The sequence below is a fragment of the Kitasatospora sp. NPDC001603 genome (genome assembly GCF_040298365.1).
Lineage (GTDB): Bacteria > Actinomycetota > Actinomycetes > Streptomycetales > Streptomycetaceae > Kitasatospora.
Genome location: NZ_JBEPAA010000080.1, coordinates 19,074 through 36,618 on the forward strand (window position 1 = coordinate 19,074; position 17,545 = coordinate 36,618).

Genomic DNA, 17,545 nt, shown 5'->3' on the forward strand with positions numbered 1-17,545 from the left:
GCCTCTCAACCGCCCAGCGGGGCGCGCCAGGCGGTGAACCGGCGCTCCAGCGCGACCAGCAGCTGGTTGAAGACCAGCCCGATGACGGAGATCGTCACGATCCCCGCGTACATCTGCGGGATCGCGAAGTTGTACTGCGACGCGTTGATCAGATAGCCGAGTCCCGCCTTCGCCCCCACCATCTCCGCGGCCACCAGCACCAGGATCGACACCGCCCCGGCGAGCCGGACGCCGGTGAAGACCACCGGCACCGAGGCGGGCAGGATCACCTTCTGGAACAGCCGGGGCGCGGAGAGGTCCAGCGAGCGGGCGAGCCGGATCAGCGTCGGGTCCACGCTCCGCACCGCGCTGATGGTGTTGAGCAGGATCGGCCACAGGCAGGCGTACAGCACGATCGAGATCTTGGACGTCTCGCCGATTCCGAGGATCAGCACGAACACCGGGAGCAGGGCGAGCGCCGCCGTGTTGCGGAACAGCTCCAGCAGCGGGCTGAGCAGGTTGGCCACCGGCCGGTACCAGCCGATCAGCAGGCCGAGCGGCACACCGATCACCACCGCCAGGCCGAAGCCGCTGAGCGATCGGGTCAGGCTGGCCAGCGTGTTGTCGGCCAGCTGGCCGTTCTGCAGCAGCCCGTACCAGGCGCCCAGTACCTCGCTGAACGGCGGCAGGAAGGTCGGGTCCACCAGCTCGAACCGCGGGGCGAGTTCCCAGAGCAGCAGCAGCGCGACGATCGCCACGGACTTCGCGGCGCCGCTCAGCAGTAGCCGCAGCAGACGGCGCGGCACCCTCGACCGGACGGCCGGTGCCGGGGTCGCCGTCCCACCCGGGGCCGGCGCCGGGGTCGATGCACTGCTCGGGGCTGGTACCCCGACTGGGGCCGGCTCGACCGTGGGCCGGGGTCCGACGGGGACCGTCCGCACGTCCACCGCCGCGCGCGGGTTCAGATCGGTGCTCATATGCGGCTGACCTCTCTCTCCAACTGCTGCGCACGGCTGACCTCGTCGTGCAGCAGGCTCCAGATCTGGTGGCGGTAGCGGGCGAACGCCGGGCTGGATCGCAGGTCGTGACCGGCCGCACGCTCACCCAGGTCGATCGGGACGAGTTCCTTCACCCGGCCCGGCCGCGACGTGAGCACCGCGACGCGGCCGCCCAGGTAGACCGCCTCCTCGATGCCATGGGTGATGAACACGACGGTCTTGCCCGTCCGCTGCCAGATCCGCAGAAGTTCGTCCTGGAGCGACTCGCGGGTCTGTGCGTCGAGCGCCGCGAACGGCTCGTCCATCAACAGGACGGCCGGGTCATACGCGAGACTGCGGGCGATCGCGACCCGCTGCTTCATGCCGCCGGAGAGTTCGTGCGGGTGGCGGTCCTCGAAGCCGGTGAGACCGACCAAGTCGAGGTACTCCCGTGCCCTGGCGGCCCGTTGCCGCCTCGCCACGCCGGTGGCCTCCAGGCCGAACTCCACGTTGCCCTGGGCTGTCCGCCACGGCAGCAGTGCGTACTGCTGGAAGACGATGCTGCGGTCGATCCCCGGGCCGGTGACCGGCCGGCCGTCGAGGAGGATCTCGCCGGAGGTCGGCGCCGTCAGACCCCCGAGGAGGTCCAGCAAAGTGGACTTTCCGCAGCCGCTTGGTCCGACGACCGTCAGGAGTTCGCCCTTGGCGACGTCGAGTTCGACCGAGTCGAGGGCGACGAACCCGGAGGGCGGGCGGTCTCCCGCACGCCCCCGGACCGGGAACGTCTTGGTGACCTGGCGGAGGCTGATGTGATCGGTCATCGCGGGCTCAGCTCCCGGCGGTGGGAGTGGGCGAGGCGGCCGAGTAGCCGTTGAACCGGTTGCTGTAGAGGTCGGCCGCCTTGACCTGCCCGGCCTTGATGTCACCGTGGGCGGTCAGCCAGTCGATCCAGAGCTGGAAGGTCTGGTCCGTGATCCGGCCGCCGGGCTCGGCGACGCCGAAGGACTTCCAGTACTGGAGCGCCGCGACGTCCTCGTTGCGGCCACGGCGCTTGATGATGTCCGTGCTGCGGGCGATCACCTCCTCGCGCGGCGTCGCCCGGGCCCACTCGATCGCCTTCGCGACCCCCGTCACGAAGACCCTCGACGTGGTCGGGTTCTGCTTGAGGAACCTGTCGGTCAGCACGTACGTGCCGGCGCTGAAGGCGCCCAGCAGGTCGAAGTCGCTGAACAGCGGCCTGATCCCGCCCGCCGCCAGCGCCTTCTCCCGCAGGACGCCGCCCAGCGAGGCGACCTCGATCTGCTTCTGGCGCAGCGCCTGCTCGGTGTTGACCGGGGGCACGACGATCCGCTCGACCCGGCGCAACTCCGATGCGGCGAAACCGTTGCGCTGGAGGTAGGTGTCCAGCACCGCCTCGACGTGGGCGCCGAGCGTGTTCATCCCGACCTTCTTGCCGACCAGGTCCCGGGCGGAGCGGATCGGGCTGTCTTCCAGCACGTAGTAGCCGTTGTAGGAGGCGGCGTCGACGCCGTAGTAGCTGATCGCCGCCTTCACCGGCGCCCCGGCCGCGATCAGCTTGACGACGGCGCCGTTGAACGCCCCGCCGAAGTCCGTCTGCCCGGTCGCCGCCGACTGGATGTCCTGCGGGCCGCTGATCGTGTTACCCACCCACTCCAGCTTCACGTCGCCGAAGTAGCCGAGATCCTCCGCGAGTTCGGGCAACGTCACCTGCCCGACCCAGCCCTGGTAGCGGAGCTTCTTCGTCTCGGCGCCGCCGGCCGCCGTCGCCCGGCCGCAGGCGGCCGCCGCCGCCGCGACCGCGGCCAGCGTGAGGAACCGGCGTCGGGAGGTGGGTGGGGGAGCGGGCCGTGAGGTCAGGGGCATGGGGAGGTCCTTTGCGGGGTCGGCAGGGTACGCCGACGGGGACGCGCGGCAGGGCTGCGCGTCACGCGGCGAGGCGGGTGAACGGCTGGTGGTGAACAGGAGAGCACCCGGCGGACAGGGCCAGGGCGGGGCGCCCGGGGCGCGGAGGCTGCGCGGGACGGCACGGCCGGGTACGGCGACAGCCCGGAGCTGCGGCCGCGACGTCAGGGCGACCGTGCCGGTACGGCGACCGTGCCGGTTCAGGCCGACAGGTGAGAGGAGCGCGTCAGCGACAAGGGGCGTCGGTCAGTGGCAGACAGCACAGATGGCGCTCGCGTGTCGTCGTAGATCGACGTGCAGGCGGCCCACAAGGCGCTCGGATTGGCTCACGTCCGACAGCCTGGCAGCTGACCCGAACCAGGTCAACGAATGTTCAGCCGCCGGAAGAAACCCGCCGCGGCCTGACCGAGGGCCCCGCGCAGACGCGTCCGGAGTCGCGCGGGGCGTCGCTCCCGGGGGCGGACCGGGGGTCGAGCCGGGGGTCAGCCCGTCGCTGGCGGGCGCTCGGGTGGGGCCGTACAGAAGACAGCCTGCCCGACGGGCCGAGGGCTACCACCAACGCTCTGGCCTCGTCCACGTCGACTTCGAGACGCAGCGGCGCACGCCGAAGGCCTCGTACGCCTGGTACCGCGAGCTGATCGCCATTCATCGAGCGAATGAATGAGGCTGGCGCCGCATCGGACAACGTTCGCCCGGCCACGGGCGGTTGATCCATCGGGTGATGGGGAGATTAGTCTGGGCTCCGGTCAGGGGGAGGGACGGTGCGCGGTTCGCTTCCGGCCGGATCGGGGCGTGATGCGGCCGGGGGCCCGGCATCGTCGTGCTGTCCGCGGTGAGGAGGAGGGCGTTCTCCTTCTCGGCCCGCTCTCCTGCCCGACGGGTCCCGGCGGCGGGAACCGCTCCTCCCGTCCGCCCGTCATTTCCAGGGGCTACCGCAGAATCGACGCCCCCTCAGCTCTCCCCAAATGAACCCCGAGGCCCGAGGAGATCCATGGTCGACACCGTCAGTTCACTGGCCACCCGTCTGCACGAAGTGCTGGTGGAGTTCCTGACCAAGGGACCCGCCGTGGCGGGGACCAGGGGCCTCCACGACCTCGTCGCGCGTGCCGCGGCGCTCGGCCCCGACGGTGCGTGGCTCGCCGCGTCGGGCCGTGCGAGCCTCGGTGAGCTGGCGTGCGCGCAGGGAGACGCGGAACTGGCCATCCTCCATTTTGAGGCCGCCGTGGCAGGGGGCTTCAACGACTGCGTGGCACTCCACGCGGCTGTCCTGGTCCCGTTGCACCAGGACCCCCGTTTCCGTGCCCTGTACGAGCGGATGCGCATCACCCAGGCCGACCTCGACGAGTTCTTCTGGTTGCACCGGGAGATGCGGATCACGGTGCGGGAGGCCCAGGACGCGAGCGTCGACAACCTCGGCCGCCTCGACACCGGGGTGTCGCTGCTCCCGCAGGCCCCCATGCCGACCCGTGAACCGAACACCCTCGGCGTCCTGATCACCCGCATCGATCTCGCCGCCGTCCAGACCGCGCTCCAACAAGCCGTCGTGAAGGCGGAGTTCCAGCGCAGCGCCGGCAACACCAGCCTGAGTCTCATCGACGACTCTTGGGACTACCCCCGGGCCCGGATCGACGCCTGGCACGCCGACGAGCTGGAGGCCCGACGCCAACAGGCCGCCGAGGCCAGGGCCTTCGTCGAACGCCCCGGCGCCGGCACCGCACTCATCCCCTGCCCACCGCTGGGCTCGATCGGCTATCCGGCCTGAGTGTCCGCCACCGCGCCGGCGCGGTGGCGGACACTCAGGCTCCGGCCAGCCAGTCTTCTTCGAGACCGCCGAGAACGAAGCCGTTCTCGAAGCGCACCGTGTACCTGGTCCGAGCGCCGGCTCCGGCGCCCACTGCTCCCATCCCGATGACCCGCTGACGGAGGTCGTCGATCAGGCCGGCGGTGAAGCTGTCGAACCGGCTGCCGCGGACTTGCTGGTCGAAGCTCGCGAGCATGTCCGGGGACGCGCCGCCGGCTTGTACTGCCGAGCCGGAGACGATGCCCGTCAAGCCCCCGGCCAGGAACAGCGGACCGGGGAGGCCGGTTCCGGCCGTCATGCCGTCCGCGCTGACCTGCACATCCCTGGTCAGCCTCACCTTCGCGCCGATCTCGTACGGCATGGGTGATCCCCCCTCGTTCGATCTTGGCCGTGACCGGGACAAGCGTAGTCGGGGCGCCTCAGGAGGACGGTGGGTTCGGCAGGATCAGGACGGAGACCGGCCGGCTGCGCGTGCTGCTCTCCCGGTACCGGTTCGCCGGCACCGTGGCCGGGATCATCGGCCGGGCCGTCAGGCCCGTGCCCCGCGGCGGTAGGCGCCCGGTGGGGCTCCGAAGTGGCGCTTGAAGGCCTTGGCGAACGCGAGCTCCGACGTGTACCCGCTCTTCGCCGCGACGGTGGTCAGGGAGAGGTCGCCGTCCCGCAGGAGTCGTCCGGCCGTCGTCATGCGCCACGTCGTCAGGTAGCTCAACGGCGGATCGCCGACGACGGCGGTGAAGCGCCGGGCGAAGGCCGCCCGCGACAAGCCGGCTCTGCCGCCGAGGGATTCGACGGTCCACGGATGCCCGGGGTCCTCGTGGATGGCATGCAGCGCCGGTGCGATCACCGGATCGGTGAGGGCCGCCGCCCAGCCCCCGGCGCGCTCGTGCGACTGCTCGTCGTACCAGCAGCGCAGGATGTAGACGAGGAGCAGGTCCATCAGCGACCTGACGACGGCGTCGGATCCGGGCCGCGGGGCGTTCATCTCGACGCAGAGCTGATCGACCGTCGCCTGGAGCGCCGGATGGCGCCCCGGGCGGGCGGGAAGGTGGATGACCTCCGGGAGTTCGCGCAGCAGGGGGTGCCGGTGGTCCACGTCGAGCTTGTAGGCGCCGCACAGCAGGCGGGTCCGTGCACCGGGGCCGTCGGCGACGAGGCGGCCGATCGGCGAACCCGCGTCGACCGGTACCGGAGCGAAGTCCACGACCGGGCTCGACAGCGAGTCGGTCAGGACGTGGCCGCTGCTCCGGCGCAGGAAGACCACGTCGCCCGCGCCGAGTTCGATCGGGTCCCCGGTCGGCGGTACGAGCAGGCACCGGCCCTCGCCGACCACATGGAACGCGGCCCCGACGACGGCCTGGACGCGGAAGCCCCACGGCGCTCGCGCCTCGGTGCGGACGGCGCTGGGACGTCCCGTTCTCAGTGCGGCCAGGGTGTCGCTCAGGATGTCCACGACGCGATCATAGCGCCGGGGGATCGAGACGATCGGACAGCGGATCGAGATCCTTGGCCATTCATCGTCTCGCGGCACTGACATAGCTTCACCTCATGACACTGAACCAGAAGAAGATCGTCGTCATCGGCGGCACCTCGGGCATGGGCTACGCGGTCGCCGAGCAGGCCGCGAAGGACGGGGCCCGCGTCGTCGTCGCCTCGCGCAGCCAGGAACGCGTGGACGCGGCCGCGTCCACGCTGCCCGGCGACACCGAGGGCCGTCGCATCGATGTGACGGACGAGTCCTCGATCGCCGCGTTCTTCGCCGGACTCGGCGAGTTCGACCACCTCGTCTACACGGCCGGAGACACCCTGCTCCTGAAGGGGATCGAGGACCTCAGCTCGGCCGAGGCCCGCGCCGGCTTCGAAGTCCGTTACTGGGGAGCCTTCCTGGCCGTGAAGCATGCGGTGCCGGCCATCCGTCCGGGCGGCTCGATCGTCGTCACGTCCGGAGTGGTCGCGACCCGCCCGCTGCCCGGCTCGCCGGTCCCCGCCAGCACGACGGGAGCGATCGAGTCCCTGACCCGAGCGCTCGCCCTGGACCTGGCCCCGCGGGGGATCCGGGTCAACGCGGTACGCCCCGGCGTCGTGCGGACCGAACTGTGGGACGGCCTCGTCCCGGAACCGGAAGCGTTCTTCCGGAGCCAGGGCGGCGGACTCCCGGCCGGTCGGGTCGGGCAGCCCGGGGACGCCGCGGCGGCCTATCTCCTCCTGCTGGGCAACCCCTTCGCGACCGGCTCCGTGCTGACGCTCGACGGCGGCGGGTCCCTCGTCTAGACGGCAGACGGCTCACGCGGGGCGCCGGGGGTGGGGAGCGCCGGGGCTGGGGCGGCCGTCCCGGCGGTAGCGGTCGGCCGCGGGGCGTCCGAGCGGGCGCGGATCACGGGGCTCGCGACCCGCTCGCAGGTCCTGCCCGATCGCGGCTACTCGGCGTAGGGCTGGTCGGCTCCCTGGGCGCTGTAGCCGAGGCTCCAGATGTAGCCCTCCGGGTCGGCGAAGGTGCCGCCGTACCCGCCCCACGGCAGAGCACCGGCGGGCTTGAGGACGGTGGCGCCGGCCTGCTGGGCCTCCGCCATGATCTCGTCGACCCGCGCCTCACTACGGACGACGTAGGTCAGGACCAGGCCGCTGAAGCCGCTGCCCTCCTGGTCCGTGCCGACCTGCTCGGCCAGGCCCTCGCGGCCGTAGAAGCCGACCGGCGAGGCGCCGTCCGATGCGAAGAACACCGAGATGCCGTAGTCGTTCTGGATCTTCCAGCCGAGCCCCTCGGTGTAGAACCGCTTGGCCCGGTCCATGTCCCGGACGCCGAGGAGGATGGAGCTGACGTGCGCCTTCATGGCTCACTCCTTGTACTGGTGGATGTGTGCGCTACTGGTGGAGGTGTACGCGGTACCGGCGGAGGCGTACGCGACGTGTGGGTGTGTACGCGCCGGCGATCCGTGCCGGGGCCCGGCTGTCGTCAGGACGGCGTGGGGGCGAGCGCCTCGGCGGCCTCCCAGACGAACCCGTCCTGGTCGGTGAAGGCCTCGGCGGCGCTGCCGAGCACGATGCGGTGCGAGCCCGTGCCGTCGACGGGGACGCCGAGGTCCTTGGCCAGGGCGCGGCGCTTGTACAGCGCCAGCTTGACGGTGCCGGCCCGACCGGGGGCGAACTCGGTGTACTTGCCGCCGAAGCTCTTGGCCACGGTCAGGCCCCGGTCGACGTAGACCTGCTTGGTGGCCTTCACGTCCTCGACACCGAGCAGCAGGACGACCTCGTCGATCTCGCGGGTGGCGGGGCCGGTGTCCTTCTTCGCGGAGGTCGCGATCTTCCAGATCGTCCCGTCCGGGGCCTGGACGACGCCGCCGTAGCCCCACAGCGACTTGGCGGCGGGCTTCAGGACGGTCGCCCCGGCGTCGACGGCGGCGCCGACGAAGCCGTCGACGGTCGCGGGCCCGGACACCGTGAGCGCCAGGGTGAAGCCGCGGAATCCGGTGGAGTGCGCCCCGGACGCCCGCAGGCGGATGTGCGTGTCCACGCCGAAGGCGCGGTAGAAGCGGAGGGCGGCCTCGGGGTCGGCCACCTCGAGGGTGACGGAGGCGAGGGACGTGTGGGCTGCGGTGGAAGCGGTGGTTGCCATGACCATCACGCTAGGCGCTGCCCGGCGGCCGGGGCTTCTCGATTCCTGACCGGTCTCGCGACCCGCCTCGCCACCCACGCGGGCATCCCGTCCAGGATGATCGCCGGCCCCGCCGCCGGAGCGGGACGGCCGGCCGTCGCGGCCGCCGCATCTGCCGCGTCCGCCGCACCCGCCGGCCGGCGCCGGAAGGCTCCTGGCGGCATGCCGACCAGCTCGGTGAAGCGGGTGGTGAACGTACCCAGCGACGCGCAGCCGACCGCGCGGCAGACCTCGGTGACGCCGAGGTCGCCCCGCCGCAGCAGCGCCGCCGCCCGCTCGATGCGACGCGCCATCAGATACGCGTACGGCGACTGGCCGTAAGCGGCGCGGAACTCCCGACTCAGCTGCCCGGCGGCCATGTTCGCGTCGCGGGCGAGCGCCGCCACGTCCAGCGGCCGCGCGTACTCCCGGTCGATCCGATCGCGGACGCGGCGCAACCGCGCGAAGTCGGCCAGACGCTGCGCCTGGACGAGCGCTCGCCGCCATTCCGGCCTGCACATGGGGACCCCCTCGTTCTCCGTCTGCCCTGTCCGTCTGCCCTGCCCATCGGCGTCTTCGGGCGACCGGGGGTGGCCGAGACGGCTGCCCCCGGACGCGTCCACGTGACGCCGGCACCCCTCACGGGTGGTCGCGCGGCGGCTCGTACAGCCGCGCCGGTACCCGTACGGCTCAGCGCAGTTCCTGGATGCGGATCAGATTGCCGGCGGGATCGCGGAACGCGCAGTCGCGGACGCCGTACGGCTGGTCGGTCGGCTCCTGGACGACCTCGCTGTCAACGGCCTGCACCTTCTCGAAGGTGGCGTCGAGGTCCGGGGTGGCCAGCAGGATCCAGCCGAAGGTGCCCTTGGCCATCATCTCGGTGATCGTGCGGCGCTCGTCCTCGGTGATGCCGGGATCGGCGGCGGGCGGCGCCAGCAGGATCGACGTGCCCGGCTGCCCGGCCGGGCCGACCGTGATCCAGCGCATCCTGCCCTGCCCGACATCGCTGCGGACCTCGAAGCCCAGGACGTCGCGGTAGAAGACCAGCGACGCGTCCGGGTCGTCGTGCGGAAGGGTGGTGGTGTGAATGCTGATGTCCATGGCGTGCAGGCTAGAGGCAACGCCGTGGACCGCGCTTCTCGATTCCTGATCGATCGGGGCACATGCGGACGTCGGCGGACATGTCGGGTGGCGCGCCCTCGCGCCCCCGCCGCCCTCGCGTCCCGCGACAGCGGCGGGGCGGAGCGGGGAGACCCCCGCCCCGCTCCGTCACGTCACTCGGCGGGCAGGCGAGGGGTGCGCGGCGGTTCCGTGCGGCGGGGGGCCGTCGCCTCGAAGGCGGCGCCGAGGGTCAGGAGCGCGTTGTCGTCGTAGGCGCGGCCGGCGAAGGTGAGGCCGACGGGCATGCCGGTGTCGGTCATGGTGCCCATGGGCACGGTCACCGTGGGGATGCCGAGGTGGCGGGGGACCAGGTTGCCGTTGGCGACCCAGACGCCGTTGCGCCAGCCGAGGTCGGCGGACGCCTCGGAGACGTCCATGTCGGCGGGGCCGACATCCGCGACCGCGGGGAACACCACGGCGTCCAGGCGCAGTTCGTCCATCCACTCCTCCAGGTCGACCCGGCGGGTCTCCTCCAGTCCGCGCAGGCCCGCTTCGAGGTGCGGCATGTCGGTGAAGGAGGCGTACGGGCGCTCGCGGACGAAGCGCGGGTAGTCGCCGATGGTGTCGTCGAAGCCGGCGTAGCGGTCGGGGAGTTCGCCCTGCCGCTTGGGCCAGATGCGGTCGCCGTCGACCTCGGCCAGGGTGGCGAGCGCGGGGTCGGCGTTGGCGCGCAGGAAGTCGTCCCACGCCCAGGCGGAGAGGTCCTCGATCTCGACGGTGAGGTAGTCGCGGCCGACCAGGCCGCGGGTGAGCAGCGAGGGCGTGCCGGGGCGGTCGGACTCGTAGTTCGACACGACGGGGAAGTCGACCTCGACGACCTCGGCACCGGCGGCCTCCAGGTCGCGGCGTGCGGCTTCCCACAGGGCGATCACCGAGGGGCGGGTGTCGATCCGCTGCCCGGTCTGGCCGCCGATGCCGCCCTCGGGGTTCGTCCCGGCCTCGGGGTCGGCGTTGATGTACATCCGGGGCACGCCGACGCGCTTGCCGGCGAGCGCGGCGCGCGCCGCCCCGGCGTCGGCGGGGGCGAGGGCCGGGTAGGAGGCGGGCCGCACCCGGGAGGCGGCGGGCAGCGGCACCCACGGCTGGGCGCGCCACAGGTCGCCGCGGGTCTCCGGGTCGTCGGCGACGATGACGTCGAGCAGCTCGAACAGGTCGGCCATGGTGCGGGTGTGCGGGACCACGACGTCCATGGTCGGCACGAGCGGCCAGTTGCCGCGCACCGAGATCACGCCGCGGCTGGGCGTGTAGGCGCACAGCGCGTTGTTGGAGGCGGGGGCCCGGCCCGAGGACCAGGTCTCCTCGCCGAGGCCGAACGCGCCGAACGACGCGGCGGTCGCGGTGCCGGAGCCGTTGGAGGAGCCGGAGCCGTAGGCGCTGGTGAGCCAGTCGGCGCTGTACGGGCTCTCCGCGCGGCCGTAGACGCCGCGCTGCATGCCGCCGTTCGCCATCGGCGGCATGTTGGTCAGGCCGATGAGGACGGCGCCGCCCGCGCGCAGCCGCTCGATGGCGAAGGCGTCGCGCTGGGCGACGAGGTGCTCGAAGGCCGGCGAACCGGCGGCGGCCGTCAGCCCCTTCGCGAGGTAGCTGTTCTTCGCGGTGTACGGGATGCCGTCCAGCGGGCCGAGCGTCTCGCCGCGCGCGCGGCGTGCGTCGGAGGCCTCGGCCTCGGCGCGGGCGTCCGGGTTCATCACGACCATCGCGTTGAGGGCGGTGGCGGTGCCGGGCCGGTCGTACGCGTCGATCCGTGCGAGGTAGGCGTCGAGCAGCTCGACCGCGGTGGTCCGGCCCTTCTCCAGTGCCTCGCGCAGGTCGGCGATACAGGTCTCCACAACGTCGAATCCGCGCGTCATGCGGGTGCCTCCTGGGTGGGGGTCGGGCAGGTAGATCGCCGGGCGGCGGGCCGGTCGCGCGTACGCGGCCGCCACGCCTCCGGCGAACTGACTAGAATTTCAGTCTAGACTACGGATCTAGACCCCCAGGATCGAGGTGCGGCCATGTCGACGCGAGAGACCGAGCCGGTGACGGGTGCCGCGCAGGGTGCCGGGGCGGGCGGCGCGTCGGGCGCTGGGACGGGCACTGAACCGGGCGCCGCTCACCAGCCCGCCCCGACCCCGGCCGACCGGAAGCGCCAGCCCAGCGGCGACGAGGCGCGGGGGCGGGCGATGCGGGCCGCCATCAGCGTCATCGCCGAGAAGGGCACCGCGGCCGTGCGGATGTCGGACATCGCCGCGCGGGCCGGCATGAGCACCGGGCACATCCTCTACCACTTCGGCAAGAAGGACCGGCTGCTGCTGGAGGTCCTCGCGTGGAGCGAGGCGGACCTCGGCTCCCGGTTCGAGCGGGCCGCGGACGAGGCCGCGTCCCCCGCCGAGAAACTGGCGCTGTTCGTCCGCTACTACCTGCCCCGCCACCCGGGCGACGAACGCTACGCGCTGTGGACGCAGGTGCTGGCCCAGTGCCACGACGACGCCGGCCGGCAGGTCCTCACCGACCTGTCCGACGTCTGGGAGGAGCGGCTGGAAGCCGTCCTCCGGGAGGGGCGGGCGCTGGGGCAGTTCGCCGACGTGGACCCTGCCGAGTTCGTCATCAGGGCGGTGGCCATGCTCAACGGGCTCTCCGGGGACGTGATGTTCGGGCGGGCCCGTTGGCAGCACGCCTCCGCGCACGCCTTCGCGCTGGCCGCGCTCGAACGCGAACTGCGGCCGGCCGGCCGGGCCTGAGGGCGCGTCCCGCCGCCGTCGCACGGGTCCGGTGGGCCGAGGGCCACCACGTGCGGCGTGAGGATCGGCGACGACCGGCGGGGGCCGGCCGGTGCGGCCGCCCGGCGGCAGGCTGTGCGCGGTGCCTCGGGCTGCGGGAGCATGCCCTCATGGACACCGAGACTCTCGTACGCACCCGCCGGGCCCTGCACGCGGTGGCCGAGCTGGTCCTGGCCGGGCCGCAGTACCGGGACAGCGGGACCATCAGGCTGCGCGCCTGCGCGGGAGGCTTCGCCACCACGGCCGAGCCGCGGCTGCGGGTGATCGGCGCGGAGCTGGTCGCGCCCGGGCAGGCGCTGTCCCTCGAATGGACCACCTGCACGGCGCTCGGCGCGGCTCTCGGGCTCGCGGTCGGTGCCCCGGCCGGGCTGTACGGGGACGGGGCGGTCGTGGCCGCCGACGACGCCGTCGAGGCGGACCCGTCCGCCGCCCGCCGGCTCGCGCGGTGCTTCGCGCTCGGGGACGCCGCGTTGCGTGGGCTGTTCGCGGGGGCGGACCCGGTCATCTGGCCCGAGCACTTCGACATCGGGGTGACCGTCGACGGCGTGAACTACGGCGTCTCACCCGGTGACGCGTTCCAGGCGGAGCCGTACGCGTACGTCGGCCCGCCCACCCCGCGGCGGGGCGAGTTCTGGAACGCGCCGTTCGGCGCCGCCCGGCCGATCCGCGAACTCGGCGGCGTCATCGGCACCATGGCGTTCCTGGAGCAGGGCCGCGGGCTGGCCGCCACGGCCTGACCGCCACGACCCGACCGCCACGACCTGACCGCCACGACCCGACCGCCACGACCTGACCGGCCGGCGGCGCTCGCAGGGCGGCCGGGCGGATCCCGCACCCCCGCGCCGGACTGTGACGCAGGTCAGGGCGGAGGTAGAACCCGACCGCGGCTTCGGGCGTCCGGCTGGTGTGAGATCACGAGGAGAGCACTGGGGGGGACTGGACGAGGAACGCCTCGCCAAGCGGGTGGCCCGAGGGGGCCGCGCGGCCCTTCCGGTGTGCGTGACGCGGGCGAGCCGCTCGCACCGGCCCCAACTCGCGCCGCGCGGCCGGGAGGCGCTGCGGGTGCTGCACGACGTCCTCGGCGACGGCGCCCCGACCTCGGTGCGGGAGGACACCCGGCTGCGCGCGCTCGGCGCGGCGCTGTGCGGGGCGTCGTTCGCCTGGACCCTGCCGGCCGGTTGGCTCGCGTTCACCCTCCTCCTACCGCCGCCGGGCGGCACCACGGGGCAGGTGCTCCACTGGATGGCCGTTCTGCCCGGCACGGCGGCGTCCACCGGGACGGCGTCGGCCCTGTTCGCGACCGGCGCCGCGGCGTACGCGGCCGCAGGTCCGCGGCGGTAGCGGGCGCTCCGGCGGTCGGTCGGGGCCGTGGAGACGGGTCCGGCGAGGCGCTCGGACAGGGCCATGATCCGCTCGGCGGGCGGAAGTTCGGTGCCGCCGAACTATTGGTAGGGAACTTTACTATCCATTAGGCTGTCGGTCGGCGGCTTGGCGCGGCACCCCGGCTCGGAGGGGGTGTGACGTGCTCAGCGAGAGCTCTGACCCGGCCGCTGCGGTGGCGCGGTTGCCGCTCGCCCGGTGAGTTCGTGTGCTGTGGACCGGAGTCCAGCTCTCGCCATCTACTCAAGGTCATGGAGTTCAGGGATGCGTCTGGGTGTCTCGGCAAGACCTGTTCGTGTCGGAGTGTTCGCCGCGGTGATCACGTTGCTCGGCGGCCTGGTGCTCGGCTGGTCCGGGCAGGCGGGGGCGGCGGTCGACCCGCTGCTCTCGCAGGGGAAGGCCGCGACGGCCTCCTCCACCGAGGGGTCGTCGTACGCGGCGGGGAAGGCGTTCGACGGGAGTACCTCCACCCGGTGGGCCAGTGTGGAGGGGAAGGACCCGCAGTGGCTGCGGGTCGACCTCGGGGGGAGCGCCAACGTCTCCCGGGTGAAACTGAGTTGGGAGGCCGCCTATGCGAAGGCGTACCGGCTGGAGGTGTCGGCGGACGGAGTGACCTGGACGGCGGTGGCCGAGGAGAAGGCCGGCAACGGCGGGGCGGACGACTGGACGGGGCTGGCCGGAAAGGGCCGCTACGTCCGGATGTACGGGACGGCGCGCGGGACGTCGTACGGGTACTCGCTGTTCGAGATGCAGGTGTACGGAGTGCCGGACGGCACCCCCTCGCCGACCGGCACCCCCTCGCCGACCGGCACCCCCTCGCCGACCGGCACCGCGCCGGGCGGGGCGTTCACCGTGGTGGCGGCGGGCGACATCGCCGCCCAGTGCACCGCCGCGGACAGCGGCTGCGCGCACCCGAAGACGGCCGCGCTGGCCCAGCAGATCAACCCCAAGTTCTACCTGACGATGGGTGACAGCCAGTACGACGACGCCCGGTTGGCGGACTTCAAGGCCTACTACGACAAGACCTGGGGGGCGTTCAAGGCGAAGACCCACCCGGTGCCGGGCAACCACGAGACCTACGACCCGGCCGGGTCGCTCGCCGGGTACAAGGCGTACTTCGGCAGCATCGCCTACCCGCAGGGGAAGAGCTACTACAGCTTCGACGAGGGCAACTGGCACTTCGTCGCGCTGGACTCCAACGCCTTCGACCAGAGCGCCCAGATCGACTGGCTGAAGGCCGACCTGGCGGCCAACGGGAAGAAGTGCGTCGCCGCCTACTGGCACCACCCGCTGTACTCCTCCGGCGGCCACGGCAACGACCCGGTCTCCCGGCCGGTGTGGAAGATCCTCTACGGGGCCAAGGCCGACCTGGTGCTGAACGGGCACGACCACCACTACGAGCGGTTCGCCCCGCAGGACCCGGACGGGAAGGCGACCGCGGACGGGATCGTCGAGATCGTCGGCGGGATGGGCGGCGCCGAGCCCTACCCGATCGAGCAGGTCCAGCCGAACAGCCAGAAGCGGATCAGCGGTGACTACGGCGTGCTGAAGCTGGACTTCACCGACTCCGGCTACGGGTGGAGCTACGTCGGGACGGACGGCCAGGTCAAGGACACCAGCCCGAAGTACAGCTGCCACTGATGATGTACCTCGCCACCACGGGCCGCCGTCCGGACGCGCCGTCCCGCCCCGCCGGGGCGGGACGGCGCGTCCCGGGCACGGTCGTCGCGCTCGGCGCGGTCAGCCTGGTCACCGATGTCTCCTCGGAGATGGTCACCGCCGTGCTGCCGCTCTACCTGGTGCTGGGGCTCGGCCTCTCGCCGCTTCAATTCGGTTTCCTCGACGGGCTGTTCAACGGGGCGACCGCACTGGTCCGGCTGCTCGGCGGCAAGCTCGCCGACCGCGGCGGCGGCCGGCACCGGACGGTCGCCGGGGTCGGCTACCTGCTGTCGGCGCTCTCCCGGCTCGGGCTGCTGCTGGCCGGCGGCGCGGCCGCCGGGATCGCCGCCGCGCTGGCCGCCGACCGGCTCGGCAAGGGCGTGCGGACCGCGCCGCGGGACGCGATGATCTCGCTCAGCGCGCCGCCGGAGGAGCTCGGCCGGGCGTTCGGGGTGCACCGGGCGATGGACACCACGGGGGCGCTGCTCGGCCCCCTGGTCGCCTTCGTGGTGCTGTGGGCGACGGCGGACGCGTACGACGCGGTCTTCGTGGTCAGCTTCGCCACCGGGCTGTTCGGCGTGCTGGTGCTGGTGCTCTTCGTCCCGGCCGGGGCGAGGCCGGCGGCCGGCGTGAAGCCGGTGGCCGATGTGAAGCCGGCAGTCGGCGAGCGTGGGAGGAAAGGCGAGCGCGGCAGGACGGGGAAGAAGCCCCGGGCACTCGGCGACCCGGTGTTCCGGCGGGTCGTCACGGCCGCCGTGCTGCTGGGCGCCGCGACGATCGGCGACTCCTTCCTCTACCTGCTGCTCCAGCGCGGCCTGGACCTGCCGGCCCTGCTCTTCCCGCTGCTGCCGCTCGGCGCCGCGGCGTGCTACCTGCTGCTGGCCGTACCGGCGGGCCGGATCGCGGACCGGTCCGGGCGGCGCACCCCGTTCCTCTGGGGGCACGGTGCGCTGCTCGCGGCCTACCTCGTGGTGATGGCCCCGCCGGGCTGGCCGGCCACCGTACTCGTCCTGGTCCTCCTGGGCGTCTTCTACGCCGCCACGGACGGTGTGCTGATGGCACTCGCCGGACCGGTCCTGCCGCTCGACGGCCGGGCGAGCGGGCTCGCGGTGCTGCAGACCGGCCAGGCGCTGGCCCGGCTGGTCGGCGCGGCGGGCTTCGGTGCGGCCTGGACGTGGTGGGGGCCGCGTCCGGCCCTGGCGGCGGCCGCGCTCGCGCTGGCCGCCGCACTCGTCGCGGCACGGCGGATCCTGCCGGAGCGGCCGGAGAGGGAGGTTTCGTGAAAGCGCGTTCGCTGGTGCTGATCACCGCGGCCCTGGTGCTGCTGGGCGGTTCGCTGGGGTACGTCCTGCACGCCAGGGAACGCGGCGGCGGGCAGCGGCTGGTCGCCGCCGCGAGCTCGTTCACCCTGGACGAGCCCGGGCTCTACTACCGGGATTCCGCCACCGGGCGGGTCGCCCGCAGTCCGGGGGCGGCCGACGGCCCGTCCTGCGTCCGCTTCCACGCCGCGGGGGACCGGGCGCTGTGCCTGCGCGCCCTGCCCGGCACCCCGGCTCGGACCCAGGCGGTGGTGTACGACCGGAAGTTCACCGAGCTCCAGTCGGTGACGGTGCCCGGGATCCCGAACCGGGCCCGGGTGTCGGCCTCCGGACACCTGCTCGCCTGGACCGCCTTCGCGGTGGGGGACTCCTACGCGGCGGGCACCTTCTCCACCCGGACGTCGGTCCTGGACCTGCGTACCGGCTACCTGGTCAAGTCCATCGAGTCCATCCCGCTGACCGTCGACGGCGCCCGCTACCACGCCGCCGACGTCAACTACTGGGGCGTCAGCTTCGCCGCCGACGACAACCGCTTCTACGCCACCGTCTCGACCGGCGGCCGGACCCACCTGGTCGAGGGGGACCTCCGGGCCTGGTCGGCCCGCACCCTGCGGGAGAACGTGGAGTGCCCCTCGCTCTCGCCGGACGGCACCCGGATCGCCTTCAAGAAGAAGGTCTCGGCCGACCCGGCGGCGCCCTGGCGGCTCCACGTGCTGGAGCTGGCGGGGATGGGCGAGCACCCGCTGGCCGAGTCGCGCAGCGTGGACGACCAGGCGGTCTGGCTCGACGGGGAGACGCTCGGGTACGCGCTGCCCGGCCAGGGCGGCAAGGGCACCGACGTCTGGAGCGTGCCGGCGGACGGCGGCGGGGCGCCGCGGCTGCTGGTGCCCGGCGCCTCGTCGCCGGTGGCCGTGGCCGCGGCGCCGAACTGACCCGGGGGCCGCGGGGCAGGCCCCGCC

The 17,545-nt window shown here is 73.1% G+C and carries 19 protein-coding genes and 1 pseudogene; 9 read left to right on the forward strand and 11 right to left on the reverse strand.

Annotation, left to right across the window (positions count from 1 at the left end; genetic code table 11):
* Positions 1 to 5: 5 nt before the first annotated feature.
* The 4 genes from ABT263_RS32595 to ABT263_RS32610 all read right to left on the reverse strand — a co-directional run bounded on the left by ABT263_RS32595 (position 6) and on the right by ABT263_RS32610 (position 3,209).
* Positions 6 to 785 (reverse strand): ABC transporter permease, encoded by a 780-nt coding sequence (locus ABT263_RS32595; RefSeq protein ID WP_352295958.1) that lies wholly within the window; start codon positions 783 to 785, stop codon positions 6 to 8.
* Positions 786 to 952: 167 nt separating this feature from the next.
* Positions 953 to 1,777 (reverse strand): ABC transporter ATP-binding protein, encoded by an 825-nt coding sequence (locus ABT263_RS32600; protein ID WP_352295961.1) that lies wholly within the window; start codon positions 1,775 to 1,777, stop codon positions 953 to 955.
* A 7-nt stretch (positions 1,778 to 1,784) separates the two neighbouring features.
* On the reverse strand, positions 1,785 to 2,840 hold the full coding sequence (locus tag ABT263_RS32605) for an ABC transporter substrate-binding protein (protein ID WP_352295964.1): 1,056 nt from the start codon (positions 2,838 to 2,840) through the stop codon (positions 1,785 to 1,787).
* A 285-nt stretch (positions 2,841 to 3,125) separates the two neighbouring features.
* Positions 3,126 to 3,209: a putative leader peptide gene (locus ABT263_RS32610; protein ID WP_352296006.1), complete on the reverse strand. Its 84-nt coding sequence runs from the start codon at positions 3,207 to 3,209 to the stop codon at positions 3,126 to 3,128.
* A gap of 211 nt (positions 3,210 to 3,420) precedes the next feature.
* Between ABT263_RS32610 and ABT263_RS32615 the strand changes: the two are divergent.
* Both ABT263_RS32615 and ABT263_RS32620 read left to right on the forward strand, forming a co-directional pair.
* Positions 3,421 to 3,543 (forward strand): annotated as a pseudogene (locus ABT263_RS32615) (family 1 glycosylhydrolase); the annotation flags it as partial.
* Positions 3,544 to 3,870: 327 nt separating this feature from the next.
* On the forward strand, positions 3,871 to 4,641 hold the full coding sequence (locus tag ABT263_RS32620; protein ID WP_352295967.1) for a hypothetical protein: 771 nt from the start codon (positions 3,871 to 3,873) through the stop codon (positions 4,639 to 4,641).
* A 34-nt stretch (positions 4,642 to 4,675) separates the two neighbouring features.
* On the opposite strand, the gene ABT263_RS32625 is transcribed toward ABT263_RS32620, so the two are convergent.
* Together ABT263_RS32625 and ABT263_RS32630 are read right to left on the reverse strand one after the other, a co-directional pair.
* Positions 4,676 to 5,041, reverse strand: a complete 366-nt coding sequence (locus tag ABT263_RS32625; protein WP_352295970.1) for a hypothetical protein — start codon at positions 5,039 to 5,041, stop codon at positions 4,676 to 4,678.
* A 168-nt stretch (positions 5,042 to 5,209) separates the two neighbouring features.
* Positions 5,210 to 6,130: an AraC family transcriptional regulator gene (locus ABT263_RS32630; RefSeq protein ID WP_352295973.1), complete on the reverse strand. Its 921-nt coding sequence runs from the start codon at positions 6,128 to 6,130 to the stop codon at positions 5,210 to 5,212.
* A gap of 95 nt (positions 6,131 to 6,225) precedes the next feature.
* On the opposite strand from ABT263_RS32630, the gene ABT263_RS32635 reads away from it, so the two are divergent.
* Positions 6,226 to 6,948 (forward strand): SDR family oxidoreductase, encoded by a 723-nt coding sequence (locus ABT263_RS32635; RefSeq protein WP_352295976.1) that lies wholly within the window; start codon positions 6,226 to 6,228, stop codon positions 6,946 to 6,948.
* A 146-nt stretch (positions 6,949 to 7,094) separates the two neighbouring features.
* On the opposite strand, the gene ABT263_RS32640 is transcribed toward ABT263_RS32635, so the two are convergent.
* The 5 genes from ABT263_RS32640 to ABT263_RS32660 all read right to left on the reverse strand — a co-directional run bounded on the left by ABT263_RS32640 (position 7,095) and on the right by ABT263_RS32660 (position 11,319).
* Entirely contained in the window at positions 7,095 to 7,508 is a 414-nt protein-coding gene (locus ABT263_RS32640) for a VOC family protein (protein WP_352295979.1), read from the reverse strand.
* 122 nt (positions 7,509 to 7,630) lie between these two features.
* Positions 7,631 to 8,296 carry a glyoxalase gene (locus tag ABT263_RS32645; protein WP_380393078.1) on the reverse strand — a complete coding sequence of 222 codons (666 nt, stop codon included), beginning with the start codon at positions 8,294 to 8,296 and terminating at the stop codon, positions 7,631 to 7,633.
* Positions 8,296 to 8,829 (reverse strand): helix-turn-helix domain-containing protein, encoded by a 534-nt coding sequence (locus ABT263_RS32650; protein WP_352295985.1) that lies wholly within the window; start codon positions 8,827 to 8,829, stop codon positions 8,296 to 8,298. The genes ABT263_RS32645 and ABT263_RS32650 overlap by 1 nt, the downstream gene beginning before the upstream one ends.
* Positions 8,830 to 8,998: 169 nt before the next feature.
* Entirely contained in the window at positions 8,999 to 9,409 is a 411-nt protein-coding gene (locus ABT263_RS32655; RefSeq protein ID WP_352295988.1) for a VOC family protein, read from the reverse strand.
* A gap of 173 nt (positions 9,410 to 9,582) precedes the next feature.
* Positions 9,583 to 11,319 carry an amidase gene (locus tag ABT263_RS32660; protein WP_352295991.1) on the reverse strand — a complete coding sequence of 579 codons (1,737 nt, stop codon included), beginning with the start codon at positions 11,317 to 11,319 and terminating at the stop codon, positions 9,583 to 9,585.
* A gap of 144 nt (positions 11,320 to 11,463) precedes the next feature.
* On the opposite strand from ABT263_RS32660, the gene ABT263_RS32665 reads away from it, so the two are divergent.
* The 6 genes from ABT263_RS32665 (at position 11,464) to ABT263_RS32690 (ending at position 17,518) form a co-directional block, all read left to right on the forward strand.
* Positions 11,464 to 12,189: a TetR/AcrR family transcriptional regulator gene (locus ABT263_RS32665; RefSeq protein ID WP_352295993.1), complete on the forward strand. Its 726-nt coding sequence runs from the start codon at positions 11,464 to 11,466 to the stop codon at positions 12,187 to 12,189.
* A 149-nt stretch (positions 12,190 to 12,338) separates the two neighbouring features.
* Positions 12,339 to 12,965, forward strand: coding sequence for a hypothetical protein (locus ABT263_RS32670; RefSeq protein WP_352295996.1), 627 nt, complete (start codon positions 12,339 to 12,341; stop codon positions 12,963 to 12,965).
* Between the two features lie 262 nt (positions 12,966 to 13,227).
* Complete coding sequence (locus tag ABT263_RS32675) at positions 13,228 to 13,569, forward strand: hypothetical protein (RefSeq protein WP_352295999.1); 342 nt, start codon at positions 13,228 to 13,230, stop codon at positions 13,567 to 13,569.
* Between the two features lie 354 nt (positions 13,570 to 13,923).
* Positions 13,924 to 15,249, forward strand: a complete 1,326-nt coding sequence (locus ABT263_RS32680) for a discoidin domain-containing protein (RefSeq protein WP_352296002.1) — start codon at positions 13,924 to 13,926, stop codon at positions 15,247 to 15,249.
* A 2-nt stretch (positions 15,250 to 15,251) separates the two neighbouring features.
* A complete protein-coding gene (locus ABT263_RS32685; RefSeq protein WP_352296009.1) occupies positions 15,252 to 16,550 on the forward strand; it encodes an MFS transporter in 1,299 nt (432 codons plus the stop codon).
* Positions 16,547 to 17,518, forward strand: coding sequence for a TolB family protein (locus tag ABT263_RS32690; protein WP_352296004.1), 972 nt, complete (start codon positions 16,547 to 16,549; stop codon positions 17,516 to 17,518). Before ABT263_RS32685 ends, ABT263_RS32690 begins: the two co-directional genes overlap by 4 nt.
* Positions 17,519 to 17,545: the final 27 nt, after the last annotated feature.

Coding starts and splice junctions, on each gene's coding strand:
- ABT263_RS32685 (WP_352296009.1), top strand. CDS start 15,252: ATGTACCTCGCCACCACGGGCCGCCGTCCGGACGCGCCGTCCCGCCCC.
- ABT263_RS32660 (WP_352295991.1), bottom strand. CDS start 11,319: ATGACGCGCGGATTCGACGTTGTGGAGACCTGTATCGCCGACCTGCGC.
- ABT263_RS32665 (WP_352295993.1), top strand. CDS start 11,464: ATGTCGACGCGAGAGACCGAGCCGGTGACGGGTGCCGCGCAGGGTGCC.
- ABT263_RS32650 (WP_352295985.1), bottom strand. CDS start 8,829: ATGTGCAGGCCGGAATGGCGGCGAGCGCTCGTCCAGGCGCAGCGTCTG.
- ABT263_RS32605 (WP_352295964.1), bottom strand. CDS start 2,840: ATGCCCCTGACCTCACGGCCCGCTCCCCCACCCACCTCCCGACGCCGG.
- ABT263_RS32670 (WP_352295996.1), top strand. CDS start 12,339: ATGGACACCGAGACTCTCGTACGCACCCGCCGGGCCCTGCACGCGGTG.
- ABT263_RS32600 (WP_352295961.1), bottom strand. CDS start 1,777: ATGACCGATCACATCAGCCTCCGCCAGGTCACCAAGACGTTCCCGGTC.
- ABT263_RS32635 (WP_352295976.1), top strand. CDS start 6,226: ATGACACTGAACCAGAAGAAGATCGTCGTCATCGGCGGCACCTCGGGC.
- ABT263_RS32620 (WP_352295967.1), top strand. CDS start 3,871: ATGGTCGACACCGTCAGTTCACTGGCCACCCGTCTGCACGAAGTGCTG.
- ABT263_RS32645 (WP_380393078.1), bottom strand. CDS start 8,296: ATGGTCATGGCAACCACCGCTTCCACCGCAGCCCACACGTCCCTCGCC.
- ABT263_RS32640 (WP_352295979.1), bottom strand. CDS start 7,508: ATGAAGGCGCACGTCAGCTCCATCCTCCTCGGCGTCCGGGACATGGAC.
- ABT263_RS32655 (WP_352295988.1), bottom strand. CDS start 9,409: ATGGACATCAGCATTCACACCACCACCCTTCCGCACGACGACCCGGAC.
- ABT263_RS32625 (WP_352295970.1), bottom strand. CDS start 5,041: ATGCCGTACGAGATCGGCGCGAAGGTGAGGCTGACCAGGGATGTGCAG.